The 23,052-nt window shown below is 61.2% G+C and carries 23 protein-coding genes; 7 read left to right on the top strand and 16 right to left on the bottom strand.

The features are described 5' to 3' along the window. Positions 1 to 103 precede the first annotated feature (103 nt). Together V2B23_RS24125 and V2B23_RS24120 are read left to right on the top strand one after the other, a co-directional pair. Positions 104 to 916 carry a LuxR C-terminal-related transcriptional regulator gene (locus V2B23_RS24125; RefSeq protein WP_430952591.1) on the top strand — a complete coding sequence of 271 codons (813 nt, stop codon included), beginning with the start codon at positions 104 to 106 and terminating at the stop codon, positions 914 to 916. Positions 917 to 953: 37 nt separating this feature from the next. Then, positions 954 to 2,351, top strand: coding sequence for an APC family permease (locus tag V2B23_RS24120; RefSeq protein ID WP_430952590.1), 1,398 nt, complete (start codon positions 954 to 956; stop codon positions 2,349 to 2,351). A gap of 2 nt (positions 2,352 to 2,353) precedes the next feature. Here V2B23_RS24120 and V2B23_RS24115 read toward each other — a convergent pair whose 3' ends face one another. The 5 genes from V2B23_RS24115 to dxr form a co-directional block, all read right to left on the bottom strand. Further along, on the bottom strand, positions 2,354 to 4,168 hold the full coding sequence (locus V2B23_RS24115) for a penicillin-binding transpeptidase domain-containing protein (RefSeq protein WP_430952589.1): 1,815 nt from the start codon (positions 4,166 to 4,168) through the stop codon (positions 2,354 to 2,356). Between the two features lie 48 nt (positions 4,169 to 4,216). Next, complete coding sequence (locus V2B23_RS24110) at positions 4,217 to 5,053, bottom strand: GNAT family N-acetyltransferase (protein ID WP_430952588.1); 837 nt, start codon at positions 5,051 to 5,053, stop codon at positions 4,217 to 4,219. Between the two features lie 151 nt (positions 5,054 to 5,204). Continuing rightward, entirely contained in the window at positions 5,205 to 6,362 is a 1,158-nt protein-coding gene (ispG, locus tag V2B23_RS24105; RefSeq protein WP_430952620.1) for a flavodoxin-dependent (E)-4-hydroxy-3-methylbut-2-enyl-diphosphate synthase, read from the bottom strand. 89 nt (positions 6,363 to 6,451) lie between these two features. Then, positions 6,452 to 7,672 (bottom strand): M50 family metallopeptidase, encoded by a 1,221-nt coding sequence (locus V2B23_RS24100; RefSeq protein ID WP_430952587.1) that lies wholly within the window; start codon positions 7,670 to 7,672, stop codon positions 6,452 to 6,454. 7 nt (positions 7,673 to 7,679) lie between these two features. Then, complete coding sequence (dxr, locus tag V2B23_RS24095; protein WP_430952586.1) at positions 7,680 to 8,837, bottom strand: 1-deoxy-D-xylulose-5-phosphate reductoisomerase; 1,158 nt, start codon at positions 8,835 to 8,837, stop codon at positions 7,680 to 7,682. Positions 8,838 to 8,957: 120 nt separating this feature from the next. Between dxr and V2B23_RS24090 the strand changes: the two genes are divergently transcribed. Further along, on the top strand, positions 8,958 to 9,227 hold the full coding sequence (locus tag V2B23_RS24090; protein WP_033236516.1) for a DUF2631 domain-containing protein: 270 nt from the start codon (positions 8,958 to 8,960) through the stop codon (positions 9,225 to 9,227). Positions 9,228 to 9,288: 61 nt separating this feature from the next. Here V2B23_RS24090 and rlmN read toward each other — a convergent pair whose 3' ends face one another. Beyond that, positions 9,289 to 10,398, bottom strand: coding sequence for a 23S rRNA (adenine(2503)-C(2))-methyltransferase RlmN (gene rlmN / locus V2B23_RS24085; protein ID WP_138873047.1), 1,110 nt, complete (start codon positions 10,396 to 10,398; stop codon positions 9,289 to 9,291). A 102-nt stretch (positions 10,399 to 10,500) separates the two neighbouring features. Here rlmN and V2B23_RS24080 point away from each other — a divergent pair, with 102 nt between their 5' ends. Continuing rightward, on the top strand, positions 10,501 to 10,911 hold the full coding sequence (locus V2B23_RS24080; RefSeq protein WP_430952585.1) for a LapA family protein: 411 nt from the start codon (positions 10,501 to 10,503) through the stop codon (positions 10,909 to 10,911). Positions 10,912 to 11,006: 95 nt separating this feature from the next. Further along, the gene (locus V2B23_RS24075) at positions 11,007 to 11,849 is read left to right on the top strand and encodes an HpcH/HpaI aldolase/citrate lyase family protein (protein WP_430952619.1); all 843 of its coding nucleotides are present in this window, start codon (positions 11,007 to 11,009) and stop codon (positions 11,847 to 11,849) included. Between the two features lie 84 nt (positions 11,850 to 11,933). On the opposite strand, the gene V2B23_RS24070 is transcribed toward V2B23_RS24075, so the two are convergent. From V2B23_RS24070 to rpsB, 6 genes are all read right to left on the bottom strand, one after another. Continuing rightward, complete coding sequence (locus V2B23_RS24070) at positions 11,934 to 12,638, bottom strand: class I SAM-dependent methyltransferase (RefSeq protein WP_430952584.1); 705 nt, start codon at positions 12,636 to 12,638, stop codon at positions 11,934 to 11,936. A gap of 11 nt (positions 12,639 to 12,649) precedes the next feature. Next, the gene (locus tag V2B23_RS24065) at positions 12,650 to 13,546 is read right to left on the bottom strand and encodes a phosphatidate cytidylyltransferase (RefSeq protein WP_092808511.1); all 897 of its coding nucleotides are present in this window, start codon (positions 13,544 to 13,546) and stop codon (positions 12,650 to 12,652) included. Between the two features lie 49 nt (positions 13,547 to 13,595). Beyond that, positions 13,596 to 14,153 (bottom strand): ribosome recycling factor, encoded by a 558-nt coding sequence (gene frr, locus V2B23_RS24060; RefSeq protein ID WP_033236520.1) that lies wholly within the window; start codon positions 14,151 to 14,153, stop codon positions 13,596 to 13,598. A gap of 70 nt (positions 14,154 to 14,223) precedes the next feature. Then, a complete protein-coding gene (pyrH, locus tag V2B23_RS24055) occupies positions 14,224 to 14,952 on the bottom strand; it encodes a UMP kinase (protein WP_430952583.1) in 729 nt (242 codons plus the stop codon). Positions 14,953 to 15,149: 197 nt separating this feature from the next. Further along, entirely contained in the window at positions 15,150 to 15,977 is an 828-nt protein-coding gene (tsf, locus tag V2B23_RS24050) for a translation elongation factor Ts (protein ID WP_033236522.1), read from the bottom strand. A gap of 115 nt (positions 15,978 to 16,092) precedes the next feature. Next, complete coding sequence (gene rpsB / locus V2B23_RS24045) at positions 16,093 to 16,974, bottom strand: 30S ribosomal protein S2 (protein WP_430952582.1); 882 nt, start codon at positions 16,972 to 16,974, stop codon at positions 16,093 to 16,095. A gap of 338 nt (positions 16,975 to 17,312) precedes the next feature. Between rpsB and V2B23_RS24040 the strand changes: the two genes are divergently transcribed. Beyond that, positions 17,313 to 17,789, top strand: a complete 477-nt coding sequence (locus V2B23_RS24040) for a M23 family metallopeptidase (RefSeq protein ID WP_430952618.1) — start codon at positions 17,313 to 17,315, stop codon at positions 17,787 to 17,789. A gap of 7 nt (positions 17,790 to 17,796) precedes the next feature. Here the strand turns inward: V2B23_RS24040 and V2B23_RS24035 are convergent, their stop codons facing one another. Both V2B23_RS24035 and V2B23_RS24030 read right to left on the bottom strand, forming a co-directional pair. Next, entirely contained in the window at positions 17,797 to 18,915 is a 1,119-nt protein-coding gene (locus V2B23_RS24035) for an AAA family ATPase (protein ID WP_430952581.1), read from the bottom strand. A 125-nt stretch (positions 18,916 to 19,040) separates the two neighbouring features. Beyond that, complete coding sequence (locus V2B23_RS24030; protein WP_430952580.1) at positions 19,041 to 19,967, bottom strand: tyrosine recombinase XerC; 927 nt, start codon at positions 19,965 to 19,967, stop codon at positions 19,041 to 19,043. Positions 19,968 to 20,051: 84 nt separating this feature from the next. On the opposite strand from V2B23_RS24030, the gene V2B23_RS24025 reads away from it, so the two are divergent. Then, positions 20,052 to 21,224, top strand: a complete 1,173-nt coding sequence (locus tag V2B23_RS24025; protein WP_430952617.1) for a multidrug effflux MFS transporter — start codon at positions 20,052 to 20,054, stop codon at positions 21,222 to 21,224. Here V2B23_RS24025 and V2B23_RS24020 read toward each other — a convergent pair. Together V2B23_RS24020 and V2B23_RS24015 are read right to left on the bottom strand one after the other, a co-directional pair. After that, entirely contained in the window at positions 21,221 to 21,991 is a 771-nt protein-coding gene (locus V2B23_RS24020) for a siderophore-interacting protein (RefSeq protein ID WP_430952579.1), read from the bottom strand. The genes V2B23_RS24025 and V2B23_RS24020 overlap by 4 nt on opposite strands. Positions 21,992 to 22,295: 304 nt before the next feature. After that, on the bottom strand, positions 22,296 to 22,655 hold the full coding sequence (locus V2B23_RS24015) for a histone-like nucleoid-structuring protein Lsr2 (protein ID WP_033236528.1): 360 nt from the start codon (positions 22,653 to 22,655) through the stop codon (positions 22,296 to 22,298). Positions 22,656 to 23,052: the final 397 nt, after the last annotated feature.

The raw sequence follows: 23,052 nt of genomic DNA, 5'->3' as shown, positions 1-23,052 counted from the left end.
CCACTTATGATCTAGCTCACAAGGAAACTTCACTACCCCCGGAAAGGGGTGCGGCGTGACCCGAAGTTCATCGTCACTTCTACGCCCCCGAGACGGGGACGCCATGCGGAGCGAACTCCGTTCGATCGCCGCTCAGGGCGTTGTTCCCGTGCTGTTCGGCGGCGAGGTCCAAGGCGAGACCCTGCACCTGACCGAGTTTGTCGGCACACGCACCAACAACCTCAAGGGCCTCGCCATCCCGCCGCGCTCCGGAATGGGTGGCCGCGCCGTCGCGCAGCGGGCACCGATCCTGGTTCACGACTACGGCAACTCCCAGTCCATCACTCATCACTTCGATCGACCGGTGTTGAGCGAGGGATTGCACTCCATCATCGCCGTTCCGGTCATGGTTGCCGGCAAATCTCGGGCAGTGCTCTATGCCGCAATCCGTGAGAGCGCCCCACTCGGCGACCGCGCCGGCGACGTCATGGTGTCTGCCTCCCGTCGACTGGGTATGGAATTCGCGATCCGCGACGAAGTCGACCGCCGCCTCCAGCTCCTGCAAGCCGCGTCGGCCGTAAGCACCGACGGCATGTCCACTGAAGAGATCCGCGACGTGCACGCCGAACTGCGCAGTGTCGCCAACAGCGTCACGGATACCGATCTGCAGATCAAACTCCGCGGACTCTCACAACGTCTCGCATCGATCCTGCGCCCCGCCGACCGCGACATGGCATCGGCCGTGACCCTGACGCCACGCGAAATCGACGTCCTCTCCCAGGTCGCCCTGGGATGTACCAACATCGAAGCAGCACAGCGTCTCTCAGTCAGCGCGGAAACCGTCAAGAGCTACCTGAGAAGCGCAATGGGCAAGCTCGACGCAAGCTCGCGCCACGAAGCAGTGGTGACGGCACGACGATTGGGCATACTGCCGTAGAGATCGCCGAGAGCGCTCGTGATGAAGGGTGACGCTGATGTCGGAAACCACGGACAACAGGCAATCCTCGGAACAACCGAGCCTCAAACGCGTCATGGGCCCAGGCCTACTTCTCCTGTTCATCGTCGGAGACATTCTGGGTACCGGAATCTACGCACTGACCGGGAAGGTCGCGAATCAAGTAGGCGGCGCAGTCTGGGTACCATTCCTCGTCGCGTTCGTGATCGCGATGATCACCGCGTTCAGCTACCTCGAACTGGTGACCAAATATCCCAAAGCCGCAGGCGCAGCACTGTATACACACAAAGCGTTCGGCATCCACTTTCTGACGTACATGGTCGCCTTTGCCGTCATGTGCTCCGGGATCACGTCGGCGTCCACCGCCTCTCGGGCATTCGCAGCCAATTTTGTCGAGGCCTTCGACCTCGACTTCACCACCGGAATCGGTATCACGCTGCTGGGAATCGCCTTCATTGGCGTAGTCGCGATCGTCAACTTCCGGGGCGTCAGCGAAAGCGTCAAGACAAACGTAGTTCTGACCTGCATCGAATTGTCCGGACTGTTGATCATCATCATGATCGGCATGTGGGCACTCGGCGTCGGTGACGGCGATTTCTCGCGGGTCACCACATTCGACACCGGCGATCGCAGCGCCCTCTCCGCGGTGATCGCCGGCACCGCGCTCGCGTTCTTCGCGATGGTCGGTTTCGAGGACTCGGTGAACATGGCCGAGGAATGCAAGGAACCGACCCGGATCTTCCCGAAAGTTCTCCTCACCGGATTGGTGATCACCGGAATCATCTACATCTTGGTCTCCATCACCGCAATTGCTTTGGTAACCCCGAGCGAACTCGGCGAAGGTGACACCCCACTCCTCAAAGTGGTCCAGGCGGGGGCACCCGGATTCCCCATTGGAATCTTCGCGTTCATCACGATGTTCGCCGTCGCAAACACGGCACTGATCAACATGCTGATGGCATCGCGACTCCTGTACGGAATCAGTCGTGAAGGCATACTCCCGTCGGCGTTCGGCAAAGTCCACCGCACCCGGCGGACACCCTATGTCGCCATCATCTTCACCACGCTTGTCGCATTCGGGTTGATCACCTTTGTCGGCGAGGTTCCGGAACTGGGCGGAACCACCGCACTACTGCTGCTGTGCGTCTTCACGATCGTCAACATCGCAGTTCTGGTGCTGCGCAGACATCCCGTGGAACACAAGCACTTCCGGGTTCCGACAATCTTTCCAATTATCGGAGCCATCACCTCCGGCCTACTGGTCACACCCATCGCCGACCGCCCCGTCGTCCAATACCAGATCGCCGGGATTCTCCTCGGGATCGGAGCAGTTCTCTGGCTCGTCACCTATGCCGTGAACAAGCGATCCGGACGAAGCGGACCCGAGATCGACCCGGAGCATCTCGCAGAACGCTGACGTCAGTACCCTTCCGGGAGGGCTGTGAACATGTCCCGCGTTACGCCGACGGCATTGTCCGAACTTCCGCCGCGCACAACCAAAGTCGCAAAAGCCAAGTCACCCCGATATCCGACGAACCATGCATGCGAGCCACCGTCGACCTCGGCCTCACCGGTCTTGCCGAACACCTCACCCTGATCCTCGACGCGCTCAGCCGTACCGCTCGTCACCACCAAGCGCATCATGCCGCGCAACCCGTCGACCATCTCTGGACTGATGGGTGTGCGATCACCGTCGATGACGGTTTCCCGACCCGAAATCAGTTGCGGCACCGGCGTAGACCCGTGGGCCACCGTCGCTGCAGCCAATGCCATACCGAACGGACTCACGACCACCAAGCCCTGCCCGAAGCCGTCCTCGGTGCGCTGCACCAGGTCAGGCGCGGGCGGGACCGAACCGGAATCGGTCGGCAATCCCACGACCTTGTAATCCGGGCCGATACCGAACTGCGCTGCCGCAGTGGTCAAGGCATCGGGTTCCATCTCACTGGCCAGCTTCGCGAAACTTGTGTTGCACGAACGGGCGAACGCCGTTGCCATCGGTACCGTCCCGAGTGAGAACTCGTTGTAGTTCGGCACACTGCGCTCACCGATCTCGATGCGACCCGGGCACGGCACCATCGTCTCCGGTGTCGCTTGTCCACCCGAAATTGCGGCACCGGCAGTCACGATCTTGAACGTGGAACCGGGCGGGTACAGGCCCGTCGTCGCGACCGGACCGTCGCGGTCCGCCGCCTTGTTCTGGGCTACCGCCAGGATCGCGCCGGTGGACGCCTCGATCACCACCATCATCGCCTGATCCGCATTCACATTGACGGCACGTTGCGCGGCGATCTGAATATTGCGGTCGAGACTGATGGTGAACGACGGAACCGGTTGCGGCGCAGTCTCCGTCAAGATATCGGTGTCGACGCCGTTCTGGTTGACCGTGACCACGCTCCACCCGGCCTTGCCGTCCACCTCGTCGATGATCGTCTTCTTGATCTGCCCCAGCAGGTCCGGTGCGAACTCCGGATCTGTGGACACCAGATCCGATTCATCGGTGACGCTCACCCCGGAAATCCCGGCCAACTGCGCAGCTACCCGCTCGTAGTCGTCGCTACGCAAACGAGTGACCAGGTAGTCACCCTTCACCGCCGTCGACGACTCTGCGATCGACTGGCCCGACAGCGTGGAATCGAACTGAGCCAAGGTCGCGGCCAAGGCGTTTGCCGCGCCGACTACGTCGGCGCTCTTCGAGCGATCGAACTTGACCCGGTACACGATTCCCGGAACCAGAACATCGGTACCCGAATGTTCGTTGACGCGAGCCCGTGGCGCCGGTTTCGACCGCAACGACATGGTCTGCTTGTCGCCAAGCTTCGGATGCACATCGGTGGAACTCCAACGGACGGACCAGCCCCCATCCTTTCGACCCATCTGCATCTCACCGTCGTACGTCCACACACGCTCTTTCGGTAGGTGCCACACGTAGGTGTAGCCGACCGTCGCGGTATCACCGTCGATCTTGACCTTGGTGGTCTCCGCTGACATCGACTCGGCCTGTAACTCGTCCCACGTATCGCTCAACACAGCCCCGGCTGCATCGGGTCGATCCGTCAACTCCGCTGCTTCCTCGATATCCCGGTCCGCAAAGGCACTCAAGAACTGCTGAGCAACAGGTTCCGGCCCCGCCGGCTTCGGGGTACACGAGCTAACCCCCACCGCCAGGAAAACAGCAGTGCAGGACGCCAGGATTTGGGCGGAGCGGCTACGCGCGAAAGTCCGAGTGTTCATCGGACCCCATACTAAGTCGACACAAACTCGAGGCAGCGGAGGCACGACTCAATCGAGGAGAACCGTCGCAAATGTTGCGACCTGCCGGAACCCGACCCGCGCGTACGTGGACCGCGCCACCGTATTGAAGCTGTTGACGTACAGACTCGCGACCCTGCCGGTTGCCATGATCGATTCGGCGACTGCGGCCGTCCCCGTCACTCCGTATCCACGACCACGGAATTCGGGATTGACCCACACGCCTTGGATCTGACCGCACCGTGACGACACGGAACCCACCTCGGCCTTGAAAACAACCTGGCCGTCGTCGATTCTTGCCCACGCCCGCCCCGACGCGATCAGGCTCGCGACACGATGACGGTATCCACGTCCACCGTCGTTCGTCCGGGGATCGATGCCCACTTCTTCGATGAACATGGCAACGGCGGCGGGCAGATAAATGTCGAGTTCGTCGGGCCGGACCTGTCGGACCAACGGGTCGGACAAACATGAAAGGGGTTCGGACACCGCGAGCAAGGGTTGCTCGGCCCGCACCTCTCGTGCGGTCCCCCAATCCAACTCGAGCATCTCCCACAACGGCAAGGCCAATTCGGCCCGGCCGACCACCGACGAACACATCCGCGGAATCCGGCACGCCCGATCCGCGAACGCACGGATGCTGTCGATGTCACCGCGAAGGGGCACAAGATTGGCGCCGGCAAAACACAACGACGACGACGGACCGCCGCGGCTCCACAGTTCGCCGTGGATCATGCGGGGATCAACACCGCATTCCTCGACGCGCGAGGCGATCATGCACGACGCAATGGGGTCGGCGTCGAGGACACGACGAACGTCGTCGAGATCGCGGCCCCCGACCGGCTTGGCTCCGAGGAGTTTCAGCATTGATTGACCCCTCCCCTCTCAGTGCGCCCGCACCGTACAGACTTGTGCACCCAGATTGCCACGAACCGGGAACTTGCGGGAAGGTTTCATCCGGCTATCGCTCAACTCACACTGCCGACAGGTTCATCAACTCACCGAATCCATGGGCTCGTCAACTCACCGTGACAACCGGTGCGCCGTCGGGAGATTCACCTTCCATGGCTTCCGCGATCTTCATAGCCTCCTCGATGAGAGTCTCGACGATCATGGCTTCGGGCACCGTTTTGATGACCTCACCCTTCACGAAAATCTGACCCTTGCCATTGCCGGACGCCACTCCGAGATCGGCTTCGCGGGCTTCTCCTGGACCGTTGACAACGCAGCCCATCACAGCCACGCGCAACGGGATCTCCATGCCTTCGAGACCAGCAGACACCTGATCCGCCAACGTGTAGACATCGACCTGGGCGCGCCCGCAGGACGGGCACGACACGATTTCGAGCTTGCGCGGACGCAGATTCAAGGACTGCAGGATCTGGTTGCCGACCTTGATTTCCTCAGCCGGCGGCGCGGACAGTGACACACGAATGGTGTCGCCGATACCTTCTGCCAGCAAAGCGCCGAACGCCACAGCGGACTTGATGGTTCCCTGGAATGCCGGACCGGCTTCCGTAACACCGAGATGCAGTGGGTAGTCGCATTTTGCGGCGAGCTGACGGTAAGCCTCGACCATCACAACGGGGTCGTTGTGCTTGACGGAGATCTTGATGTCACCGAAACCGTGTTCCTCGAACAGTCCGGCCTCCCACAGCGCGGATTCGACCAGCGCTTCGGGAGTGGCCTTGCCGTACTTCGCCATCAATCGGGGATCCAACGAGCCTGCGTTGACGCCGATACGAATCGGGATTCCCGCGTCACCGGCAGCCTTGGCCACCTCTTTCACGCGGCCGTCGAACTCCTTGATGTTGCCGGGGTTGACGCGGACAGCGGCGCATCCGGCGTCGATGGCGGCAAAGATATAACGCGGCTGGAAATGAATATCCGCGATGACCGGAATCTGGCTCTTCTTCGCGATGGTCGCGAGAGCGTCCGCGTCTTCCTGACGTGGACAGGCAACGCGCACGATGTCACAACCGGAAGCCGTCAGTTCGGCGATCTGCTGCAGCGTCGCATTGATGTCATGCGTCTTCGTGGTGCACATCGACTGCACCGAGATGGGGAAATCGCTACCCACACCCACGTCGCCGACCTTCAACTGACGGGTCTTGCGTCGCGGAGCGAGAATCGCTGCGGGTGCGGAGGGCATTCCCAAACCGATGGGGGTGGTCACGTCTGTGCCTACTTTCATAGCTTCACTGCAAGTTTAGCCGGGCCGTGGCTGTGCCAGCGCCTCGAAACGATTGCGCTGATCACACCGCCTTAGAAAATCTTGATCGGATTGACGATGTCAGCTGTGAGTGTCAGCAACATGAACGCGCCACCGATCACGATGAAGACGTAAGTGATCGGGAGAAGCTTGGTGTAGTCGACCGGTCCCCCGGCAATAAGTCCGCGCCGGGCCCGGAACCAGTCGCGAATCTTCTCGTAGAAGACCACGGCGATGTGCCCACCGTCGAGTGGCAGCAGCGGGAGGATGTTGAAAACGCCGAGGAAGAAGTTGATCGACGCGAGCAGCAGGACAAAGGTTGGCCACGCAGCGCGTTCGGCGGCCTCACCGCCGATGACGCTGGCTCCCACCACACTGATCGGCGTATCCAGCCCGCGCTCACCTCCGGTGATCGACTCCCACAGTGCTCCGACCTTCGACGGAATATCCGCCAAGGCTTTCACTGAATCGACCAGAATTTCGCCGGTGAAGATCGCGGTGCCCGGAATAGCAGAGAAGGCGTTGAACTCGAGGGGTGGGGGCCCGACCGTACCGAGACCCATTCCGATCGCACCGACCGTCACCGAACGATTTTCACCCGTTGACGGGTCCTTGACCACGCGCTGTGCTTGCTCGACTTCAACCGGGATGGTCAGCGATTGTCCGTCGCGATCCACCGACAGCACTGCCGTTCCGGTGACAGGTTGAACAAGCGCCACAACCTCCGCTGACGTCGTTGTCGGGTGACCGTCGACGGCGGTGACGATGTCTCCGGGCTGAAGCCCTGCTTGTTGCGCGGGACCTTCGCCGACACATTGCGCGAGTGAACCGTCCTCCGCCTGGGTCGGCGCTACACAGGAGAGGTTGCCCACCAGGGCTTGCGTGGAGCCGTTGCGATCTGGCAGACCCCAGCCCAGGGCCAACCCGTAGAGAATCGCGAAACCGAGAATGAAGTTCATCGCGATGCCGCCGGACATGACAACGACGCGCTTCCACGCCGCTTTCTTGTACATGGCGTGCGGTTCTTCTTCGGGGGTCATCTCGTCGAGCGCCGTCATTCCGGCGATGTCGCAGAAACCGCCGAGAGGCAAGGCCTTGAGGCCGTACTCCGTTTCACCCCGGCGGAAGGAGAAGATCTTGGGACCGAAGCCGATGTAGTAGCGGCGGACCTTCATGCCCAGCGCCTTTGCCGTCCACATGTGGCCGGCTTCGTGCAGGGCGATGGACACGCCGATTCCGAGGGCGAACAGGATGACGCCCAATGCAAAAACCATGGAAGCTCTAGCCCTCCTGCTTCACGAGCTGACGCGCGCGTGTGCGTGCCCAGCCGTCTGCGGCCAGAACGTCGTCTACCGTAGTCGGTTCTGCCGACCACTCCGACGCGTCGTCGAGAACTGCGGACACTGTCCGGACAATTGTCGGGAACGTGATGACGCCGTCGAGAAATGCCTGCGCGGCAACTTCGTTGGCAGCGTTGTAGATGGCAGTGAAGCAGCCGCCCGCCTTGCCGGCGCTACGGGCCAACGCGACTGCCGGAAAGACCGTCTCGTCGAGGGGTTCGAACTCCCACGTGGATGCCTTCGTGAAATCGCACGCCGATGCCGCGCCGGCAATCCGATCGGGCCACCCCAGGGCGAGCGCGATGGGGAGTTTCATGTCCGGCGGGCTGGCCTGCGCCAAGGTAGAGCCGTCGAAGAACGTCACCATCGAATGCACGATCGACTGCGGATGGACAGTGACGTCGATGCGGTCGTAGTCGATCCCGAACAGAAGATTGGTCTCGATCAGTTCGAGCCCCTTGTTCACCAACGTCGCCGAGTTGAGTGTGTTCATCGGGCCCATCGACCACGTGGGATGGGCACCGGCTTGTTCGGGTGTCACAGATTCGAGAGCGTCGGCGCTCCACCCACGGAACGGACCACCGGACGCAGTGAGAATCAAGCGCGACACTTCGCCCGCGGCGCCTCCACGGAGGCACTGCGCCAATGCCGAGTGTTCGGAGTCCACCGGAACGATCTGACCGGGTGCGGCGGCCTTCGTGACCAGTGCACCACCCGCAACGAGCGATTCCTTGTTGGCCAGCGCCAATCGCGCACAGGACTCGAGTGCTGCCAGTGTCGGCTCCAGACCCAGCGATCCCACCAGCGCATTGAGGACGACGTCGGCTCCACTTGCGCGAACCAGTTCCGCCGCGGCGGACGGCCCGGATCGAGCAGTCACGCCATTGAGCGCAGCGGCGGCGTCCGGGTTCGCCACCGCAACCTCAGTCACCCCGGTTGCCCTGATCTGCTCGGACAACAACGCGACGTTGTTGCCACCCGCAGCCAAGCCGACCACCTCGAACCGTTCGGGGTTGGCTGCGATGACTTCCAAGGCCTGTGTACCGATGGAGCCGGTGCTGCCGAGGAGAAGGACGCGGGTGGGTGTGGTTTCCTGCACGCATCCATTGTTGCTGATAACACCTGAGAACAACCTTATCGACGCCCCACTACGTACGACGGTCGGTCGTATGTCACCATATTGAGCAGTAGTGCAACCTATTGAGCAGGAGGATCGACCGTGGCCGATACCCAGTTGGACGTCAAGTCCAGCGCCCCCGTCGTGGTCTCACATGTCGATGAGGCCGAGGTTCCCTCTGCCGCATGGGGGTGGAGTGGTGAAAGCCTCAAGACTTTCCGTATCGCCGGATGGTTCTTCACGGCATTCCTGCTCCTGATGATCATCGGCAATCACAGTGGCAAGGTCGAAGACCTGTGGCTGATCGGTACCGCCGCTTTGATGGCGATCGTCTTGATCCGCGACGTGATCGTCCGTCGCCACCCGCGATAACCAACGCAGACAAAAAACCTCCACGAACTTCGAGTTCGTGGAGGTTTTTTGTTGCGGTACTTCAGTTTTCGGCAGCCAACTGACCACAGGCAGCAGCGATTTCCTGGCCACGCGTATCGCGGACCGTGCACGACACACCCTGCGCGATGACGCGGCGAACAAACTCCCGCTCGACGTCCTTCGGGCTCGCGTCCCATTCGCTTCCCGGAGTCGGGTTCAGCGGAATCAGGTTGACGTGAACCAGTCCGCCGAGGGCCTTCTTGAGTTTCTTGCCGAGCATGTCCGCGCGCCACGGCTGATCGTTGACGTTCTTGATCATCGCGTATTCGATCGACACACGGCGACCGGTCTGATCTGCGTAGTACCGCGCTGCCTGCAGAACCTCGGCCACCGACCACCGATTGTTGACCGGTACCAAAGTGTCGCGGAGTTCGTCGTCAGGAGTGTGCAAGGACACCGCCAGCGTCACGCTCAGGCCTTCGTCGGCCAGCTTGCGGATCGCTGGAGCCAAGCCGACCGTCGAGACGGTGACGGATCGCTGAGACAGCCCCAGACCGTCCGGTGCCGGTGACGTGATGCGACGCACGGCCGCGACGACGCGCTTGTAGTTGGCCAGCGGTTCACCCATGCCCATGAAGACGACATTGGAGAGACGGCCGGGTCCACCCGCAATTTCACCGTCGCGCATGGCAGCAGCGGCGTCGCGAACCTGGTCGACGATTTCCGCCGTCGACAGATTGCGATCGAGTCCGCCCTGCCCGGTCGCGCAGAACGGGCAGGCCATTCCGCAGCCGGCTTGGCTGGAGATGCACAGCGTCGCGCGGTCCGGGTACCGCATGAGAACGCTCTCGAGAAGCGTGCCGTCGTGCGCCTTCCACAGCGTTTTGCGGGTATCACCGGCATCGCAGGCGAGGTGCTTGACCGGTGTCAGCAACCTCGGGAAGAGCGATTCCCCCACCTTCTCGCGTACCGCCGCCGGCAGATCCGTCATCTTCTCGGGATCAGCTTCGAGGCGGGCGTAGTACTGGCGGGCGATCTGATCGGCCCGGAAAGCCGGTAACCCGAGCTCCTTGACCGCCTCTTTGCGCTCGTCGGAGTCGAGGTCAGCGAGGTGCCGAGGAGGCATTCCGCGCTTGGGTGCATTGAAAACGAGGGGAAGAGAGGCAGCCATAGTTACACCATTCTCCCATTGATTTGGCGTTCACCCCTACTTCGGCCCGATTGAGCGGCGAGAACACGTGCATGTTCGTGCTTCTTGCGTGATGATCGACTCATGTCGAGCACACCAGAGGATCCCTCCAACGCACCCGTGTACGGCCCCGCCGACGGGTTCGGATCCGACCCGCCACTCCCCGCCGCAGATGACGCGGCGGCGGTGGAGAAACACGAACCGGCGCCGGCAGTAGAACCCACCCCGAGTACCACCGGAACTGCCGTCACCGACCGAACTCGCGCGGCAACAACGTGGGTTGGCCTGGTCATCGGTGCAATTGTGCTGATCCTGCTACTTGTCTTCATCCTGCAGAATCTCGAGAACGTGTCGGTCGAAATCCTGGCGTGGCAACTGGATTTCCCACTCGGGATCACCATCCTGCTGGCGGCGATTGCCGGCGCCCTCATCATGGCCCTCGCCGGCGGTGTCCGGATTGTTCAGATTCGCCGCGCGGCCAAACGTCAGCTGTGACTGAAATCTAGTTACGCAATTGGGTCGATCGGTGGTCTGCCAGGCATCATTGATGTCGTACAAATCACCGGAAAGGACCTGCTGTGACCACTCACATGGAGAGACCTGTAACCATGCGGATCGCACCTGAACAAGCGCGATCCTGGCTACTCGTCCCCGCGTCCAAACCGGACACCTTCACCGCCGCGCTGAACAGCGCTGCTGATGCCGTGATTCTCGACGTCGAGGACGCGGTCGCCCCGGCACACAAGCCGAAGGCCCGAGAAGACGTCGTCGCGTTCCTGAGCGGGCATGCCCGTGCCTGGGTACGTATCAACGACGCCACCACACCTTTTTGGGAACAAGACCTCGCCGCACTGTCCGGCCTCCCCGGGCTCGAAGGCGTCATGCTCGCGAAGACCGAAAGCGGTCAGCAGGTAGACGCCACCGCCGAACGCCTCCCAGAGGGCACAAAAATCCTTGCTCTCGTCGAATCGGCAGTCGGCCTGGAGGCAGCCCCGGAAATCGCCCGGACCGAGGGCACGTTCCGGCTGGCATTCGGTAGTGGCGACTTCCGCCGCGACACAGGGATGGACGACTCCCCCACATCCATGTCCTATCCGCGCTCACGGCTCACCATCGCCAGCCGCGCCGCCCGGATCGCAGCTCCCATCGACGGCCCGACGCTGGGTACCGATCTTGATCTGCTGTCGCGCGATTGTGCCATCACACTGTCACTCGGAATGGCAGGCAAGCTCTGCATGACGCCGGCCCAGACAGAACCCGTCAACACCGGTTTGAGCCCCTCCGTTGCCGACGCCGCCTGGGCCCAGGACGTCATAGACGATCTCGGCGAAGACGGCTCACGCGTACGCGACGGCAGCGACCTGCCGAGACTGGCAAAGGCAAAGAAGATTCACGCCCTTGCAACCCTCTTCCACATCCCGACTCACAACTAATTCCGCCTAGTTCTGAATCGGTACAGAATGCGTCAGGCGCTCATGCTCACGAAGAGCGCCTGACGTGCGACTTTCTGAAGAGATTCACAGCAATTCCAACGACCGCGGCTTGAATCGGACGTGCACGCGATAGCGAACCGGGAACGACAAACCCGACACCGTCGAGAACGCGCGCGAGGCAGTTTTCTCAGTGAATTCGATCCCGAGAACCTTGCGCATATCGTCCCGATTCCGAAATTCCCATCGGGTGTCGACCCGGCTCAGTGAAAATCCCTGAGCCTCGAAGAACGCTTCTACTGCGGCCGCGTCGTACTTGGGCAGATCGGCCCGCATCCAGTCCCCGTACGGCGACGCACTGACATCGAGATCGACAATCACCAATGCGCCACCAGGCCTGAGAATGCGCATCGCCTCGGCGATGCCCCGGCCACAGCCCTTCCCGAAGAAGTACGCCGTGCGCGCATGAACCACATCGACGGACGAATCCGCCAACCCAGTCGACTCGGCAGAGCCCACGATTACGTTTATCTTCGCGTCGTCGTGGGTCCGAGCTTGGGCCAATCGCACCAAGGGTGCGTGCGGCTCAACCCCGACCACCCGGCGAGCGGTAAGCGCGAACTCGGGCAGATGAAAACCGGCGCCACAGCCGACGTCGACCACGTCACGATCCGTCCAGTCCACCGCAGCACGCATCGCCGTCCAGATTGCGCCGTCGACGTCCTGCGCGCGATTCTCCACCTCGTACACGTCCGGCCAATGCCAGATGTTCGGACTGGGAATCGGAGTCACGCCGTGTTCGATCACACGAGTGCGTACAGGATCAACCAGGTGACAAATGCGGACGGCAACAGCGAGTCCAGACGGTCCATGATGCCGCCGTGACCGGGCAGGAGCGTGCCCATGTCCTTGATTCCGAGTTCGCGTTTGACCTGCGACTCGATGAGGTCACCGACCGTGGCGACGATGACAAGAACAACGCCGAGCAGGACACCGATCATCGAATTGGCGTCGAGAATCAGCGTCACCGACAGCAAGCTGCCGATTACGCAGAAAATCATCGACCCCGCGAAACCCTCCCAGGATTTCTTCGGGCTGACCGCCGGGACCATGGGGTGCTTCCCGAACAGGACGCCTGCGGCGTAACCACCGACGTCGGAACACACGACGCCGATCATGAGGACGAACACGCGACCGGGTCCGTCGTCTTCGAGCACCATCAGAGCGCCGAACGACGCCAAGAGCGGGATCCACGCCAACACGAACACCGTGATCGACGTGTCCCGCAGGAAATTCTTCGGAGTGGCTTTGAGTCCGTGATCGAAAAGGCGCCACACCATGCACACCAGAACCGTGGCGGTGAAGGCGCTGATTACGCCAACCGGGCCCCATGGCCAGCCGAGCCAGATCGTTGCCTGACCGCCGACAAGCAACGGGATCCGCGGAACTTCGATGTCCGCTTCGCGAAGCCGAGTCGCTACTTCCCACGTCGCGATGAACATCGCAATCGCCACGACGGCAATCCAGCCTGGCGGCAGGAAGATCAGGGTCCCGATGACCAATGCGCCGAGACCAACTCCGACGCCGATGGCGGCAGGAAGATTCCTGCCTGCCTTCGACTTCGGCGGCTGCGCGCCAACAGCGCCCCCCGTCGGCCCGTCCGTGACGGGACCGCCGGCGGTTCCCTCTTGTGCGTGCACCCAAACTCCCTGATCTGCTACCGACTGACAAACACGAAAGCGAGGAGGTCTAGACCTCCATCAACTCCGATTCCTTGTGCTTGACCAGTTCCTCGACAGTGTGCACGTACTTGGCCGTGGTCTTGTCGAGTTCCTTCTCTGCGCGGCCGACCTCGTCCTCGCCGGCGTCGCCGTCCTTCTGGATCCGGCTGAGCTCGTCCATCGCCTTGCGACGAATGTTGCGGAGCGTGACCTTGGAATCCTCGCCCTTCGACTTGGCCTGCTTCACGAGCTCGCGACGACGCTCTTCCGTGAGCTGCGGAACCGAAATGCGAATGATGCTGCCGTCGTTGGAAGGGTTGACGCCGAGGTCCGAGTTGCGGATGGCCGTCTCGATGGCGTTCAGCTGTGAAGACTCGTACGGCTTCACGATCACCATGCGCGCCTCGGGAACGTTGATGCTCGCGAGCTGCGTGATCGGGGTGATCGAACCGTAGTAGTCGATCACGATACGAGAGAACATGCCCGGGTTCGCGCGGCCGGTGCGTACCGAACCGAGATCGTCCTTGGCTACCGCGACAGCCTTTTCCATCTTTTCTTCGGCTTCGAAGAGCGCTTCATCAATCACGGCTGTTCCTCCATGTCGTTCTGATTCATGTCGTTCACTGTCGAATTTTCGAGCGGGTCGCGGGTATTGCTCACGACTTCACCAGTGTTCCGATCTTCTCACCGGACACAGCGCGGGCGATGTTTCCCTCGACAAGCAAGTTGAAGACCATCATGGGCATCGAGTTGTCCATGCACAGGCTGAATGCGGTCGCGTCGGCAACCTTCAGTTCCCGCTCGATAACCTCGCGGTGTGTGATCTGGTCGTACATCGTTGCCGTCGGATCGAGACGCGGGTCTGCGGTGAATACGCCGTCGACGCCCTTTGCCATCAGAACTACCTCGGCGCCGATTTCCAGAGCACGCTGCGCTGCCGTGGTGTCGGTGGAGAAATACGGCATTCCCATGCCTGCACCGAAGATGACAACGCGGCCCTTCTCGAGGTGCCGACGTGCACGCAGGGGAAGGTACGGCTCGGCAACCTGACCCATCGTGATGGCGGTCTGCACGCGAGTATCTACTCCGGCCTTCTCGAGAAAGTCCTGCAACGCCAGCGAGTTCATGACGGTGCCGAGCATGCCCATGTAATCGGAACGCGCGCGGTCGAGACCGCGCTGCTGCAGTTCGGCGCCGCGGAAAAAGTTTCCGCCGCCGATAACCACAGCTACCTGCACGCCCGATCGGACGACCTCCGCGATTTGTTCAGCCACCTTCGTGACCACATCGGGGTCGAGTCCGACCTTGCCGCCTCCGAACATTTCGCCGCCGAGTTTGAGCAGGACCCTCTTGAATCCTGGACGTTCGTTGGCTGGTTCGGACATTGTTCTCCTCAGTTCGATACAAGACCCGTAGGCCATAAGTCCTTATTCGATCGCCGACCTGATCCGGCGACACAACAATCTTCCGGGACTGCTCCCGAAGGCACTCTTATCCTGCCTCATCGGAGGCCATAGGTACACGTAGACCCCGCCGGATGAGCATTGCTCTTCTGGCGGGGTCCAAGTGCACGGGCTCCGGATTAAGCGGAGGCGCCGACCTCGAAACGCACGAAGCGCTTGATGGTCACGCCGTTCTCGTCGAGGATCGCCTTGACGGTCTTCTTGGAATCCGTAACCGAAGACTGCTCGGTCAGTACGACGTCCTTGAAGAAACCGTTGACGCGGCCTTCGATGATCTTCGGCAGAGCCTGCTCGGGCTTGCCTTCTGCGCGGGCGGTCTCTTCGGCGATGTGGCGCTCGGAAGCGACGATCTCCTCGGGAACCTCGTCACGCGTGACGTACTTGGCCTTGAGTGCTGCGACCTGCATTGCAGCGCCGCGAGCGGCCTCAGCAGCAGCGTCGCCTTCACCGGTGTACTCGACGAGAACGCCGACAGCGGGCGGCAAGTCGGAGCTGCGCTTGTGCAGGTACACGGCAACGGGGCCGTCGAATGTTGCGACGCGGCTCAGTTCGAGCTTCTCGCCGATCTTCGCGGACTGCTCGGCGATGACGGTCTCGATGGTCTTGCCGTCGAGCTCGAGTGCCTTGAGAGCAGCGAGGTCAGCAGGCTTACCTGCAGCGGCGACGGTCACGATCTCGTCGGCCAGCTTGATGAACTCTTCGTTCTTGGCAACGAAGTCGGTCTCGCAGTTGATCTCGATCATGACGCCGTCCTTGGCGACAACGAGACCCTCAGCCGTGGTGCGCTCTGCGCGCTTTCCGACATCCTTTGCACCCTTGATGCGCAACTGCTCGACAGCCTTGTCGAAATCGCCATCGGATTCTACGAGTGCGTTCTTGCACGCCATCATTCCGGAGCCGGTGAGCTCACGGAGCCGCTTGACGTCAGCGGCGGTGTAGTTCGCCATGGTTAGCGAGCCTCCTCATATGTCTGTTTCGGACCAGGGACTAAATATGAAGCACGGGCCTAACGGTGAAACGGCCCTGACCACAGGAACTCTGGTCAGGGCCGGTTTCGACGAATCAGGCCTCGGTGGCCGGTGCCTCTGCGGCGGGGGCTTCAGCCTCTGCAGCGGGGGCTTCAGCAGCCGGAGCTGCTTCTGCGGCCGGAGCTGCTTCTGCGGCCGGAGCTGCCTGTGAAAGCAGTTCCTGCTCCCACTCGGCGAGGGGCTCGCCAGCGCCGGTCTCGGGCTTCGCGTCCTTGTCGGCGCTCAGTCCGGCACGCGCCTGCAGGCCTTCGGCCACAGCGGAAGCGACAACCTTGGTGAGCAGCGCTGCGGAGCGGATCGCGTCGTCGTTGCCCGGGATCGGGTAGTCGACGAGGTCAGGATCGCAGTTGGTGTCCAGGATCGCGATGACCGGGATGTTCAGCTTGCGAGCCTCGGCAACTGCCAGGTGCTCCTTGTTGGTGTCGACAACCCACACAGCGGAAGGAACCTTGGCCATGTCGCGGATACCACCGAGGGTGCGATCCAGCTTGGTCATCTCACGCGTGAGCATGAGGATTTCCTTCTTGGTGCGACCTTCGAATCCACCGGTCTGCTCCATTGCCTCGAGCTCCTTGAGGCGGATGAGACGCTTGTGGACGGTGGTGAAGTTGGTGAGCATGCCGCCGAGCCAGCGCTGGTTGACGTAAGGCATCCCGACGCGGGTTGCCTCAGAAGCGATGGATTCCTGCGCCTGCTTCTTGGTGCCGACGAAGAGGACGGTGCCGCCGTGGGCAACGGTCTCCTTGACGAACTCGTACGCCTTGTCGATGTACGTCAGCGTCTGCTGGAGGTCGATGATGTAGATGCCGTTGCGGTCGGTCAAGATGAAACGCTTCATCTTCGGGTTCCAACGACGGGTCTGGTGCCCGAAGTGGGTGCCGCTGTCAAGCATCTGTCGCATAGTTACAACAGGCATTGTTGTTCTCTCTTTCACATTCGGTTGCTGCGCGGTGCCGGTGGCACTGCGCCCTGGCGCCCACACGGCCGTCGGACCCGTATCCGGAAATACAGGACCAGCCGAAGGCCGAAAAAACGTGCGCGGGCGCGCGAAGTCGGACTGTGCGAACACAGACCGCTCGACAAGTGTACGTCCTTGCCTCGCAATGCCATAACCAGCACTACAACGCCAGTGCCGAAACAAACCTGTGGACGGAATCCGAACCTGTGGAAAACTGCCCTGATCTGCACCTTCACGCCGGACGCGCAGTGCAGGCTGAAGTGATGCCCCTACTGAAATCCATCCGTCGGACAATCATGGTGCTGGGCGGAGTTACTGCCGTGACGATCGGAGCCACGCCGGCTCTCGCCGACGCCGCAGACCGATTCGATTGGCCACTCATGCCCAGGCCGAGAGTCGAACGGGCCTTCGACAATCCCGAAAAGAACTGGTTGCCCGGCCATCGCGGGGTCGATCTGGCCAGTTCGACCGGACAGGCCGTGGTTGCCGCCGGACCCGGAGTTGTGGTGTTCGCCGGACACGTCGCCGGCAAACCAGTGGTGTCCATCGACCACATCGGCGGATTGCGCACCACATACGAACCCGTCACCGCAGTGGTATCGGCGGGCGACCGCGTGGGCCTCGGGACAGTGATCGGCACCCTCGAGCCCGGACACGAAGGCTGCACTCTTGCCGCCTGCCTCCACTGGGGGCTACGACGCGATCGCACCTACCTGGATCCGCTTGGCCTTATCCATGACCAGCCGCTGCGACTCAAACCGCTGGGACGCTGAGGAACGCTCAGCGCCACTCGGCCACAGCGTGGCGGCCCGCCGCATCGACAAAATCATCCGCCACCATCGCGGCCAGTTCCATGAAGGCCCGCTTGGTTGCCGGACGGAGCAGTTCCAGGTCCATGACCGACCCCTCGGCGAGGTGCTCGTCGAAGGGCACCACTTTCACGGCTCGGCACCGTCGCATGAAGTAGTCGGTGAGCGCGTCCATGTCGATGACGCTCGAACCCGGCCGCGCGGCACTGATGACAACTACGGTTCGTTCGACCAAATGCCCGTATCCGTGTAGTTGCAGCCAGTCCAGAGTGGCGGCAGCACTGCGTGCACCGTCAACTGCGGGCGAGCTGACCAGTACCAGCGAGTTGGCCAGATCGAGTACGCCGGACATGGCCGAATGCATGATGCCGGTGCCGCAATCGGTGAGGATGATGTTGTAGTACACCTGCAGGATGTCAATGACCTGGCGATAGTCGTCCTCACTGAACGCCTCGGAGATCGCCGGATCCTGTTCACTCGCGAGAACTTCGAGCCGACTGGGCGCTTGGGACGTGTGGGCGCGCACGTCCGAGTAGCTCTTGATATCCGGCCTCGATGCAATCAGATCGCGCACCGTCGAACGGGTTTGGAGCGGAACGCGCTGTCCCAACGTTCCGAAATCCGGATTGGCGTCGACGGCAACAACACAATCTCCGCGCAGAGACGCAAACGTCGATCCAAGACCCACCGTTACTGTCGTCTTTCCGACGCCACCCTTGAGAGAAAGGAGTGCAATGCGGTAGTCGTTCCGTATCGGTTGTTCAATTCGCTCGACCAACGCTCGTTGACGCTGGTCCGAGGTGGACTCCCCCAGGTTTACGTATCCACCGGTCGCGCGATGAACACCACGTCGCCACCCGCCGCGAGGCGTTCGCCGGGGCCGCTTCAGTAATGCTTCAGCTACCAAATCTTGATTGGTAACTTGCTGTTGGCTCATCTGATTCGAAACCGGGGGCGGAGCCGACCAGGAATCCTGCGGCCACACTCGCGGTTCCGGCGGCGCGACGGGCGCGGCTACAACCGGAGCGACTTCGGCAACCCACGCCGGTTCCCCGGTCTGTGGCAGGTGTTCGACATCAGTGCGATTCACAATTCCCCCGGATATTGCGTAGCAACGAGCGGTACAGTGCGATTGTGCCAACCGCGCCGTTGGTCCACCCTTCCGGGTCTCGACGCTACCAAATGGCTCGGAGGAACTCTCGTTCGACGAGCTTTTCAGGCTCGCGGATGCGCCTGATCGTGGACTGCACGGAGACGCTCGACCGAGACGTGGGTGTACAACTGAGTAGTCGCCAGGCTCGCGTGTCCTAGCAACTCCTGCACAACGCGTAGGTCCGCTCCACCTTCCAGCAAATGTGTCGCTGCCGAATGCCGCAAACCGTGCGGCGACAGATCAGGCGCTCCGGGTACGGCTGAAACGGTTTCGTGCACGACCGACCGCGCCTGACGTTGATCGAGTCGCCCGCCGCGCTTTCCCAGCAGCAGCGCACTACCCGATTTTTCCGATGCCAACAGTGGCCTGCCAACCCTGATCCATTGTTCGATGGCCGATTCGGCCGGCACACCGTAGGGCACCGAACGCTCTTTGTTTCCCTTGCCGAGCACTCGCAACAATCGACGGTTCGCATCTACCGATTCGATGTCGAGGCCGCACAGTTCTCCGACTCGAATTCCGGTGGAGTACAACAACTCAACGATGAGCCGATCACGCAGAGCTATCGGATCATGTTGTTGCGCGCCACTTTCCGCCGCTTCCATTGCCTCGATCGCCTGATTCTGACGTAAGACGACTGGCAACGTTCGCCTGGCCGGCGGCGCAGCTAGTCGCACCCCGGGATCAACCTCGATGCGCGCCGTCCGCGCAAGCCACGCAGTGAATCCGCGCGCCGAAGACGCGCGGCGGGCCACCGTTGTCCGCGCAGTCCCGGCAGCGGACTGCTGCGCCAACCAGGACCGAAGCACCCGAAGGTCCAGAGCGTCCAGATCGGTTCCAGTCGACTGCGCAGCAAGGTGTTCCAACAGCGAGCGGGCATCGCCGACGTACGCGCGGATCGTGTGCTCCGACCGTCCACGCCCCAGCCGCAGGTGCTCCGCATACGCGTCGAGGTGGATCGACAACGCTCGCGGTAATTCGTCACTCATCTTAATAACGTTGCCTGCCTCGCGTGAAACTTCAAGCGCCCTCGCCGATAGGGTGGGCCGGTGAACCGAGCAATTCCCTTGAAAATGCTATGCATTCTTGCCCTGATTTCAGCAATCGCGCCACTGTCGACCGACATGTATCTGCCAGGACTTCCCATCATGGCCGAGTCACTCGATACATCTGCCGCCAGTGTCCAATTGACGCTGACAACATTCATGGCAGGACTGGGAATCGGCCAGCTGATTATCGGACCGATCTCCGACGGAATTGGGCGGCGACGCCTTCTGCTCGGCGCCGCGGCGATCACCACGCTGGCAAGCGCTGCCTGCGCTCTTGCACCCAACATCGAATTCCTGATCGGCGCACGCCTGGTCCAGGGCCTCAGCGGCGGAGCTGCCATCGTGCTCGCACGCGCGTGCATCGCCGATCGCGCCCGTGGCAATGGAGCGGCAAAACTGTTCAGCATCATGATGATCATCGGCGGCGTCGCTCCAGTCATTGCCCCACTGCTCGGTGGAGTACTGCTCGGTCCGGTTGGTTGGCGAGGCATCTTCTGGGTGCTGACAGCTGCAGGCGCAGTCATGGTTGCCGGCGTGTTCACCCTCGTTCCGGAAACATTGCCGCCCGAGCGTCGACACGGCGGCGGATTGAAAGCGCTCGTCGCCAACCTAGGCTATGTCACCGGAAACCGTCGTTATCTCGGCTACGCGCTGGCCTTCATATTCGGGTTCGGCGCCCTGTTCTCCTACATCGCCGCTTCACCGTTTGTCGTGCAGAACGTCCTGGGATTGACCCCGTCACAGTTTTCTATGGTCTTTGCGGTCAACGCAGTGGGAATGGTTGTGGCGGCGACAATCACAGCGCGGTTGCTCGGTCGCCTGAACGCACGCACACTCTTGATCTTCGGAGTTGCTCTACTGACAACCTCTGGAGCTGTATTATTTTGTACTGCAGCCCTTTTCGACTCAACCAGTCCGGCCGCGTTACTCATTCCGCTGTTCGTTTCGGTATCCAGCATCGGATTTATCATGGGCAACGCAACAGCACTCGCACAAGGCGAGGTCACCGCTGCCGCCGGTACCGGCTCCGCATTGATGGGCGCGGGTCAGTTCGGATTGGCGGCAGCCGTGTCACCGCTAGTCGGTATTGCGGGCCCGGATACCGCCGTACCGATGGCAATCGCAATACCGACATTCGGGTTACTCGCGGCCCTTGCGTTGGCGCTGTTCGCTCGCAAGGCCGATGCCGCGAACTAACGTTCGGCCGCTGCCAGTTCCGACTTCCACACCCGGAATCCCTCTTCCGTGCGCCCACGCCGCCAGTAGCCCGAGATCGACGCGGAACCTGCTGGCACTCCACGTTCCTTCCGGACGTATGCGCGCAGATTATGCATCACAGCCTGCGCTTCGCCGTGAATGAACACCTGCGGATTTCCCGGCAACCATTCGAGATTTCTCACTGCGCTGACAATCGGCGAATTGTCGCCTGCGGATTCATCGGGAACTGCGTCCGAGGACGCACCTCGATGGACCCACTTCACAGAAACGCCATTCGGTGCATTGATAGCAATCTCGTCGTCGGCACTTCCAACTTCGAGGACCACATACCCGATTGCGTCGCCTGAAAGTCTCTCGACAGACGCTGATATCGCTGGAATGGCAGTTTCATCACCTGCATAGAGGTGCCAATCAGCTGATTCTGCCGGCGCAAAGGCGCCGCCGGGCCCACGGATTGTTATCTTGGCGCCCACTTCCACCGACGCGGCCCACGGTCCGGCGATCCCGATGTCACCGTGAACCACAAAATCAATCGCGATCTCGCGAGTACTACTGTCGTAACTTCGGATGGTATAGGTCCGAAGAGCCTGACCTTCCGGGGTCTCGAATTCGATTTTCACATACGAATCACTGAACTCACTAGGTGTGAAGTTGTCGAATCCCGGACCTCCCAGGAACACGCGGACCATGTGTGGGGTCAGTTTTTGAGTTCGCAAAACTGTCAGGGTTGTCGTCGGCTTGGCCACAGCCACATCCTTCCAAAGTTAGTGTTACCTAACTAGAGTACAGGACGGCGAGCGTGGCGCCGAGAGTCGATTCCCAGACAGCCCCTCTCAGCGAGCGTCGCTCAGTGATACATACCCATTCCGATGACCTTATTAATCGGCTGGAAACCGACCAACCCGAATGAAGAATCATTGCCAAAGAAAGGACAATTCCTCACATTCAGCGATCATGCGCACATTCGGAAGGCACTGCCAGCAAAGAAAGAGTAAAAACAACTCTGGCACTCCACAGATTCCGTGGAGTGCCAGCGAAGGTCAATGTGCTCTAGTGAGCAGCATCAAATGCGTCGATAATCTCTGCCTTGATACGACCGCGCGGTGCGACCTCGTAACCGTTCTTTGCTGCCCAGTCACGAATAGCCTGCAGGGTCTCCTTGGAACGCCCAGAACCCGACGTAGCCTGCGTAGATGGGAGCTGCGCCTTCTTGCCGCGACGTGCGGATACCTTTGCCGCAGCATCAACGAACGGCTTGACTGCTGCGTCGAACTTCTCCGCATTGGTTGCCCGAAGGTCGATCACATAATCGGTTCCCTGGTACGAGAACTCAATTCGATCACCGAAGCCATCGTCGATCGGCTTACCATCAAGGTCGTCAATGAGTTGCCGAATCAGCTTCTCAGCCATTGCACTCCTCTTTCAATGATCGATTTGCTTTCGCTTCACAATACACAGAAATTCATAGCAATAACAAAGATGCCCACAGAACCGAAAAAACAAACCGAACAGACTCAGCGGTTTGGATTAACGATAAGTTAGCGACACCGAGTTACCTCGATCCAGCGCTACAGCATTGGCGCGCAATCTATTTCGACCATCGGGCGCGACATGGAAACCCGCGTCTTTCTGGACGATACTGACTAAACGGCAAATCAGCACATCAACCTGAGACATTCCTGAGACACGCGGAGGGCATTCGTAACCTACCGCACAGTCTGGCCCGACATCGCAACCCTCTCATTCGGTGCAGCGCCCCACCACACCGCTCTGACGTGCCGATAAACAGTCTTTCGAAGAACCAACC

The organism is Rhodococcus sp. 24CO (genome assembly GCF_050586165.1).
Classification (GTDB): Bacteria; Actinomycetota; Actinomycetes; order Mycobacteriales; family Mycobacteriaceae; genus Rhodococcus_F.
This window is presented reverse-complemented; position numbering and strand designations above follow the sequence as displayed.

What these genes read in the sequence shown, in the direction of transcription:
- V2B23_RS24120 (WP_430952590.1), top strand. Translation starts at nt 954, where the DNA reads ATGTCGGAAACCACGGACAACAGGCAATCCTCGGAACAACCGAGCCTC.
- V2B23_RS24080 (WP_430952585.1), top strand. Translation starts at nt 10,501, where the DNA reads ATGTCGAGCACACCAGAGGATCCCTCCAACGCACCCGTGTACGGCCCC.
- pyrH (WP_430952583.1), bottom strand. Translation starts at nt 14,952, where the DNA reads ATGTCCGAACCAGCCAACGAACGTCCAGGATTCAAGAGGGTCCTGCTC.
- V2B23_RS24040 (WP_430952618.1), top strand. Translation starts at nt 17,313, where the DNA reads ATGGTGCTGGGCGGAGTTACTGCCGTGACGATCGGAGCCACGCCGGCT.
- V2B23_RS24115 (WP_430952589.1), bottom strand. Translation starts at nt 4,168, where the DNA reads ATGAACACTCGGACTTTCGCGCGTAGCCGCTCCGCCCAAATCCTGGCG.
- V2B23_RS24100 (WP_430952587.1), bottom strand. Translation starts at nt 7,672, where the DNA reads ATGGTTTTTGCATTGGGCGTCATCCTGTTCGCCCTCGGAATCGGCGTG.
- V2B23_RS24015 (WP_033236528.1), bottom strand. Translation starts at nt 22,655, where the DNA reads ATGGCTGAGAAGCTGATTCGGCAACTCATTGACGACCTTGATGGTAAG.
- rlmN (WP_138873047.1), bottom strand. Translation starts at nt 10,398, where the DNA reads ATGGCTGCCTCTCTTCCCCTCGTTTTCAATGCACCCAAGCGCGGAATG.
- V2B23_RS24110 (WP_430952588.1), bottom strand. Translation starts at nt 5,053, where the DNA reads ATGCTGAAACTCCTCGGAGCCAAGCCGGTCGGGGGCCGCGATCTCGAC.
- tsf (WP_033236522.1), bottom strand. Translation starts at nt 15,977, where the DNA reads ATGGCGAACTACACCGCCGCTGACGTCAAGCGGCTCCGTGAGCTCACC.
- V2B23_RS24025 (WP_430952617.1), top strand. Translation starts at nt 20,052, where the DNA reads ATGCTATGCATTCTTGCCCTGATTTCAGCAATCGCGCCACTGTCGACC.
- V2B23_RS24125 (WP_430952591.1), top strand. Translation starts at nt 104, where the DNA reads ATGCGGAGCGAACTCCGTTCGATCGCCGCTCAGGGCGTTGTTCCCGTG.
- V2B23_RS24030 (WP_430952580.1), bottom strand. Translation starts at nt 19,967, where the DNA reads ATGAGTGACGAATTACCGCGAGCGTTGTCGATCCACCTCGACGCGTAT.
- V2B23_RS24075 (WP_430952619.1), top strand. Translation starts at nt 11,007, where the DNA reads ATGGAGAGACCTGTAACCATGCGGATCGCACCTGAACAAGCGCGATCC.
- rpsB (WP_430952582.1), bottom strand. Translation starts at nt 16,974, where the DNA reads ATGCCTGTTGTAACTATGCGACAGATGCTTGACAGCGGCACCCACTTC.